The following is a 7,213-nucleotide window of genomic DNA, read 5'->3' as shown; positions in this document are numbered from 1 at the left end:
CGCATGCGCCAAGCCCGAGGGCCGAAGCCCCCATAAGTAGATGAATTTTCATGAAGGTATCCTGATTGATGAACGATGTCTCACGCAGAGTCTGCGCAAGGCTCACACCCGGATTGGGCGCCGTTTCAGATCAGGAATCGAGGGGGCCGCAGAAACCCTGATGTTTCGACGGAATGCGTCTGACCGCTCAGGATCATATATTCTTTCGCAGCAATAGGATCCGGGAATACCAAGTCTGCGTCTGGAATGACGACAGAAATGCATATTCCGTTACAACACTGAGTTGATTGATGCTCTGTTTCACCAATGTCGGAGGATATGTCATCCACGTCAACTGTCGCCGGGTGTTTCATGTGGTCGGCGTGGATATCAGTTCCCTGACCAACAGTCGGTTCGCTGAGAAGGGCGCTGATCGATCCAGAATGCTGACCATCATGCATTCCCGAGGCCGCGTGTGCCGCAGAAGGTGGAGACAGAACCAGCGCCAACGCAAAAGCGAAGCAAGTGAGGAATTTCACCCATACCGAAGTGGCGACACGCATTCTCATGAACGGAAACTTGGACGTTTTGACAAATTAGTCAACGCTTACAGCGCGGGAAGGTTTGGCACATTCTAGCGAGGCAGGCGAATTCTCGCTGCAAGCGCTCAAAACTGTTGCGCAATAGGTACATAGCAACGTTCACCATTCAGACAGAAGAAGCGAAAATGGCAGGGAGTATGTCTTTAATGACTGGAATTGACGGGACTAAGTCAGTCTTTCCGATCCGTAGCCCGCATCGTGAATCGCTGCCTTCAGAGCGCTTTCATCCAATGCGCTATCTACCTCGACGGAACGCGCAGTCAGGTCACAGGTGACAGTCGCGTGTGGGTCTATCGTCACAATGGCCTTCTTTATCGACGCGGTGCAATGTCCGCAGTTCATGTCCGGCACGCTGAACCTGATCATCACGATCTCCTTCTTGCTGCTGCTACCTAGGGCGTTCCCCTATGGGAAGGTCAATGCCCGAAAAAATTTCTCGATGCACCTGTTGACCTTCCAGCGAATGGAACCCTTATCTCTCGGAGGATCAGAATCAGGAGATTTCCATGTCCGGTCCACACAACGTCCGAATTTCCCTTCAAAACATGTCCTGCGCCTCTTGCGTTGGGCGGGTGGAGCGTGGGCTTTCCGGCCTGCCGGGTGTCAGCGACGTTCGCGTCAACCTCGCCAGCGAGACGGCCCAGGCGCAGATCGACGGGCCGGAGCGCATCTCGGACATCGTCGAGAAGTTGGAAGAGATCGGCTATCCCGTCCGGACTCAGAGCGTTCGTCTGAACGTGGCCTCCATGTCCTGCGCGTCCTGCGTCGGGCGGGTGGACAAGGCGCTGGCGGCGATGCCGGGCGTGCTGGACGTGAACGTCAATCTGGCCTCGGAAACCGCCACGGTGACTTATCTCGAAGGCGCGGTCGTGGTCGCCGACCTGCTCAAGGCGGCGGTTGACGCAGGCTATCCCGCGACCCTGCCGCAGGACAGCGCGCGGGAAGACACGAGTGCCCGCAAGGATGAAGAGGCGCGCAGGCTGGCCCGCAGGACCGCTATGGCGGCGGCCCTCGCCCTGCCGGTGTTCCTGCTGGAAATGGGCGCGCACCTGATCCCCGGGATGCATGGCCTGATCGGCGAAACCATTGGCCACCGGGCCAGCTGGCTGATCCAGTTCGGTCTGACCACCGTGGTCCTGTTCTGGCCGGGGCGCAGCTTCTACACGCTCGGGTTTCCCGCGCTGCTCAAGGGCGCACCGGACATGAACAGCCTTGTCGCTGTCGGCACCTCGGCGGCCTATCTCTATTCCCTCGTGGCGCTCTTCGCGCCCGCGCTGCTGCCCGAAGGGTCGCGCGCGGTCTATTTCGAGGCGGCGGCGGTCATTGTCGTGCTGATCCTGCTGGGCCGCTGGCTGGAAGCCCGCGCAAAGGGCCGGGCCGGGGCCGCGATCCATAAGCTGCTAGGCCTTCAGGCCAAGACCGCACGAGTGGTGGTGGGCGGAGAGCCGCAGGACGTGGCTATCGAACGTATCACTGCGGGCGACATCCTGTTGGTGCGTCCCGGAGAGCGGATCGCGGTGGACGGCGAGGTGACCGAAGGCAGCGCGCGTGTCGATGAGAGCATGATCACCGGCGAACCGGTGCCGGTTGCCAAGTCGGTGGGCGACCCCGTCACAGGCGGGACGGTCAACGGCTCCGGTGCCTTTCGGTTCCGCGCGACGCGCGTGGGGGCGGATACGACGCTGGCCCGGATCATCCGCATGGTCGAAGAGGCGCAGGGGGCGAAGTTGCCGATCCAGGGGCTGGTCGACCGGATCACTCTGTGGTTTGTGCCCGCGGTCATGGCTTTTGCCGCCCTGACCGTCTTGGTCTGGCTGCTGGCCGGGCCGTCACCCGCCCTGTCCTTTGCGATGGTCGCCGGTGTTTCGGTCCTGATCATCGCCTGCCCCTGCGCGATGGGGCTCGCTACACCGACCTCGATCATGGTGGGCACAGGGCGCGCCGCCGAAATGGGCGTGCTGTTCCGCAAGGGCGATGCGCTGCAACAGCTTTCGACAGTGGATGTGGTGGCGCTGGACAAGACCGGCACGGTGACCGAAGGCCGCCCCGAGCTGACCGATCTGGTGCTGGCCGACGGCTTTGACCGCGCCGAGGTGCTGGCGCTGATCGCGGCGGTCGAGGCGCAGTCGGAACATCCCATCGCCGAGGCCATCCTGCGGGCGGCGGAGGCCGAGGGCGTTGCCCGTCACGACGCGCAGAAATTCACCTCCATCACCGGCTACGGTGTCCGGGCAGAGGTTTCGGGCCATGACGTGCTGGTGGGGGCCGACCGTTTGATGACGCACGAAGGGCTGGACATCGGTGCGTTGGCCGACGAAGAGCGCCGCCTGGCCGAACGGGGCCGCACCGCGCTTTACGCCGCCATCGACGGACGCGTTGCCGCCGTCATCGCCGTGGCCGATCCGGTGAAGCGGTCCAGCGCGGCAGCCATCCGGGCGCTGCACGATCTGGGCCTGAAGGTTGCCATGATCACCGGCGACAAGCGCGAGACGGCAGAAGCCATCGCGCGCGAGACCGGCATCGACCATGTGATCGCGGGTGTGCTGCCGGATGGCAAGGTCGCGGCATTGGACGATCTGCGCGGCACGGGCCAGCACATCGCCTTTGTCGGCGACGGCATCAACGATGCGCCCGCGCTTGCCCATGCGGACGTGGGCATCGCCATCGGCACCGGCACCGACGTCGCCATCGAATCCGCCGATGTGGTGCTGATGTCGGGCGATTTGCGCGGCGTGGTCAACGCGCTGGAAGTGTCGCGGCGTACGATGCGCAACATCCGCCAGAACCTGTTCTGGGCCTTCGGCTATAACGTGGCCCTCATTCCGGTGGCGGCGGGGCTGCTCTACCCGGTGTCGGGCCTGCTGCTGTCGCCGGTGCTGGCGGCTGGGGCAATGGCGCTCAGCTCGGTCTTCGTACTGACGAACGCGCTGCGCCTGCGCCGTGTCCGCCCGGCGATGGACGACGCGGCGAAGGCCGCGACTGCCCCCCGCATGTCCCCCCTCCCGGCAGAATGAAACAAGGAGAAAACGATCATGAATATCGGAGACGTGGCCGACCTGTCCGGCCTTCCTGCGAAGACCATCCGCTACTACGAGGACATCGGGCTGGTCGAGCCGCTGCGCAGCGCGAACGGTTATCGCAGCTTTCGGCAGAGCGACGTCCACAAGCTGGCGTTTCTCGGGCGAGCGCGTGCGCTTGGCTTCACAATCGAGGACTGCCGGAGCCTGCTGAAACTCTATGCCGATACCGACCGCGCCAGCGCGGAGGTCAAGCAGATCGCCGAGGAACACCTCGACCGGATCGACCGGAAAATCGCAGAACTGACCGAGATGCGCGCGACGTTGTCGCACCTTGTCGATGCCTGCGCTGGCGATCACAGGCCTAATTGTCCGATTCTCGCAGATCTGGCTATGGAAGAGGATAAGACCCGGACCGCCAGGGCAGCGGATTAAGCGGGCTTAGATACGTCCCGCAGCGGGCAGCGCCACCCACAAGGTGCGACTGGCTGCAGCTATTTCGGAACATTCCAGCGCGGGAAAGTTGTTCCACCTCTAGACTTCACGATTTCGAGAGAGGACAACTTCATGTCATATGGCCGCTTTTTCGCGATGATCGCCACATCTACCGTCGTCATGTTCGGTCTGATGTATCTCAATACCTACCTCTGGACGCATGTGTTCTGGTCGGAAACGCGGGCCTACATGGCTCTCCTGATGGGTGCCACCATGGCGATCATCATGCTGGGCTTCATGCTGTCGATGTATTCCAGCAAGATGGCTAACGCCGCCTTCTTCATCGGTGCCGCCGTGGTCTTTGCCGCCTCGCTTTGGCTGGTCCGCAGCCAGGTGACGGTGGGCGACACCAGCTACATGCGGGCAATGATTCCGCACCACTCGATCGCGATCATGACCTCCAGCCGCGCCGATATCTCGGACCCGCGCGTGCGCAAGCTGGCGGATGAGATCATCTATGCGCAGGACAAGGAAATCGCCGAGATGCGTTATCTGGTGAACGATATCGACGCCAACGGTGACAGTCTGGCACAGTCAGAAAGCGGACCGACGCAGATCATGAGCCTTGACGAGGCGCTATCAACCCCGGAAATCGCCATTCTCGACCTCGAATTTCTTACTACGGAGGACATTGCGCAGATGTTTCCCGGCGGCGCGGCGTGCACGTTCACCTACACCACCACAAGCAGGCCTGCGCTGGCGGTGGGCCGCATCGACGGTGGGAGTGTAGCTCTCGCCAAGATCAGCGGCGATCTGGTGCGGCTGGAGGCTGGCGACGCCGGAAGCACTTGGGGCACGGAAGGCATGACAGTGGCGTTGAGCGCGCCGAGCGGAACCGGCACATTGGACGCAAATAGTGGCGAAATGCAGGACGCCGATCTCGTTCTCGAACTTGGGTCCGGTCTGCGTGCAGGGTATCGCGGATATTACGGTTGCGGTGCCTGAACCAGAAACTGGAGGAAACACTATGCCGAATGACGCATCGAAATCAGCCCAACTCTACCGGATGGTCATGCCGGATCATCTTTGCCCCTATGGCCTGAAGTCCAAGGACCTGCTCGAACGCGAAGGGTACGAGGTTGAGGATCATCACCTGACGACACGCGAGGAAACCGATGCCTTCATGGAAAAGCACGGGGTCGAGACCACGCCGCAGACCTGGATCGGCGACAAGCGGATTGGCGGCTACGACGATCTGCGGGTCCATTTCGGCCTCGACGCGCCGGAAAGCGAGCGCTCGGACACCTCCTATCGGCCGGTGATCGCGATCTTTGCCGTCGCGTTTCTGATGGCGCTCGGCCTGTCATGGTACAGCTTTGGAACCATCCTCAGCCTGCGCGCGCTGGAATGGTTCGTCTCGATCTCGATGTGCTTGCTTGCAGTGCAGAAGCTTCAGGATGTCGAGAGCTTTTCGACCATGTTCCTGAATTACGACCTGCTGGCGCGCCGCTGGGTGCGCTACGGCTATCTCTATCCCTTCGGAGAGGCCTTCGCCGGTATCCTCATGGTCGCCGGGGCGCTCACCTGGCTGTCGGCACCCGTGGCCTTGTTCATCGGCACCGTCGGCGCGGTTTCGGTCTTCAAGGCCGTGTACATCGACAAGCGCGAGTTGAAATGCGCCTGCGTCGGGGGCGACAGCAACGTGCCACTAGGGTTCGTCTCGCTCACCGAGAACCTGATGATGATGGTCATGGGTATCTGGATGCCGATCCGGGTCTACCTGATCGGCTGACGGCCCCGCGACCTCTACAGAGGCGCGGCGTGTACGACCTTGCTGAGTGGTGGAGATGATCCTCACCTACCAGCCATCGCGCCAAGAGCTGGTTCGAGGTTCGTCAGCCGATCGTCGCGAGAAAGGGAAACGTCCCCAGCAACCAATAGGCAAACCGTGACAATTGCCCGGTCATGATGGCAATGCCCATGATGATCATGGCAACACCCGCGCCCTTGTAGAGCCAGCGACCGGCCTTGCCGATCTGCCTGACCCGCGCGGCGATGGCGTCGGTGAACAGCGCCGCCAACAGGAACGGCACCCCCAGCCCCGCGGAATAGATCGACAGCAGCCAGATGCCGTCCGACATGCCGCCGGACGTCGAACTGAGTGTCAGGATCGCGCCGAGGATCGGTCCTATACAGGGTGTCCAGCCAAAGGCGAAGGCCAGTCCCAGCACGTAGGCCCCAAACGGGCGACCGCCGGGAATGTCGAGATTGAAACGGGTATCGCGCGAGAACGTCTCCAGACGAAAGACACCCAGCATGACCAGTCCGAACAGAATGATGATCGCGCCGCCGAGAAAGTTGAGCTCGGAGCGCCATGTCAGCAGCAGGGATCCGAGCGCGCTGGCCCCGGCCCCGAGGGCGACGAAGACCGTCGAAAAGCCCAGGACAAAGCAGGCACTCAACCCGAGCGCCCCGGCGCGCGCCCGCAAGCCGACCGACCGCGTCGTGCGCAAATCCGGCTGACCCGCGATATAGGATACGTAGCCCGGCACCAGCGGCAGGACGCAGGGTGATAGGAAAGAGATGGCTCCCGCCAGGAATGCCGCGAAAATGCCGATGCCGGAAATATCCATCATACATCACGCTCGGTGCTGAAGGGCCACACGGCCCACCAGAACGCGACCAGCGGGACCACCATCCATTGCAAAACAGGTGACAGGCCCGCATCGAGGATCGGAATGATCGGCATCAGGTCCGAATAGGCCCATGCCTCACGGATCACGATGTTGAGCCATTCACTGAACAGCGTGTATCCCAGCCCGAACACCACCGTCAGGACGGTCACAGACCGCCGCGTGGAGGCGACCAGAGGCCAGCCCTGGCCCGTCAGCATAAGGGCAAGCATCAGCGCGCTCATGGCGATCAGGATATCACCACCCGTGCAATGGACGGCTGCGAAAACGATCTCACCCCAAGTGCCCTCGTTCCAGATCGTGTAGAGCGGCATATGCGCGAACTCCCAGAACAAGTTGGCCGGGATGATCACCGCAAAATACCGACGCAGAGCTGTCAGGGAAATTCCGTCTGTTAAGGACAGCCTGACGCCAGTCGCGACGACACTCATTGAAACACACCTGTCAGCCGGTCCCACCAGCTGAGCTCCCGGCGTCGATGCTGGGC

The 7,213-nt window shown here is 62.0% G+C and carries 8 protein-coding genes; 4 read left to right on the top strand and 4 right to left on the bottom strand.

The genetic code is table 11. The features are described from left to right. Positions 1 to 125: 125 nt before the first annotated feature. Positions 126 to 542 carry a hypothetical protein gene (locus AAC050_RS14340; RefSeq protein ID WP_235958029.1) on the bottom strand — a complete coding sequence of 139 codons (417 nt, stop codon included), beginning with the start codon at positions 540 to 542 and terminating at the stop codon, positions 126 to 128. A 204-nt stretch (positions 543 to 746) separates the two neighbouring features. Then, the gene (locus AAC050_RS14335) at positions 747 to 947 is read right to left on the bottom strand and encodes a heavy-metal-associated domain-containing protein (RefSeq protein WP_037941729.1); all 201 of its coding nucleotides are present in this window, start codon (positions 945 to 947) and stop codon (positions 747 to 749) included. Between the two features lie 140 nt (positions 948 to 1,087). On the opposite strand from AAC050_RS14335, the gene AAC050_RS14330 reads away from it, so the two are divergent. The 4 genes from AAC050_RS14330 (at position 1,088) to AAC050_RS14315 (ending at position 5,825) form a co-directional block, all read left to right on the top strand. Beyond that, positions 1,088 to 3,595 (top strand): heavy metal translocating P-type ATPase, encoded by a 2,508-nt coding sequence (locus tag AAC050_RS14330; RefSeq protein ID WP_037941730.1) that lies wholly within the window; start codon positions 1,088 to 1,090, stop codon positions 3,593 to 3,595. Positions 3,596 to 3,613: 18 nt separating this feature from the next. Next, on the top strand, positions 3,614 to 4,033 hold the full coding sequence (gene cueR / locus AAC050_RS14325; protein WP_037941731.1) for a Cu(I)-responsive transcriptional regulator: 420 nt from the start codon (positions 3,614 to 3,616) through the stop codon (positions 4,031 to 4,033). A 132-nt stretch (positions 4,034 to 4,165) separates the two neighbouring features. Continuing rightward, the gene (locus AAC050_RS14320; protein ID WP_037941732.1) at positions 4,166 to 5,038 is read left to right on the top strand and encodes a DUF305 domain-containing protein; all 873 of its coding nucleotides are present in this window, start codon (positions 4,166 to 4,168) and stop codon (positions 5,036 to 5,038) included. Positions 5,039 to 5,060: 22 nt separating this feature from the next. After that, positions 5,061 to 5,825: a glutaredoxin gene (locus AAC050_RS14315; protein ID WP_184583059.1), complete on the top strand. Its 765-nt coding sequence runs from the start codon at positions 5,061 to 5,063 to the stop codon at positions 5,823 to 5,825. A 103-nt stretch (positions 5,826 to 5,928) separates the two neighbouring features. Here AAC050_RS14315 and AAC050_RS14310 read toward each other — a convergent pair whose 3' ends face one another. Both AAC050_RS14310 and AAC050_RS14305 read right to left on the bottom strand, forming a co-directional pair. Continuing rightward, complete coding sequence (locus AAC050_RS14310; protein WP_037941734.1) at positions 5,929 to 6,669, bottom strand: cytochrome c biogenesis protein CcdA; 741 nt, start codon at positions 6,667 to 6,669, stop codon at positions 5,929 to 5,931. Further along, positions 6,666 to 7,213: hypothetical protein (locus tag AAC050_RS14305; RefSeq protein WP_339915764.1), on the bottom strand; the 548-nt coding region annotated here is incomplete at its 5' end. The genes AAC050_RS14310 and AAC050_RS14305, both read right to left, overlap by 4 nt.

This window comes from uncultured Brevundimonas sp. (assembly GCF_963974615.1).
Classification (GTDB): Bacteria; Pseudomonadota; Alphaproteobacteria; order Caulobacterales; family Caulobacteraceae; genus Brevundimonas.
Note: the sequence above shows the minus strand (reverse complement) of the source record. Positions and strands in the feature narration are given on the sequence as shown.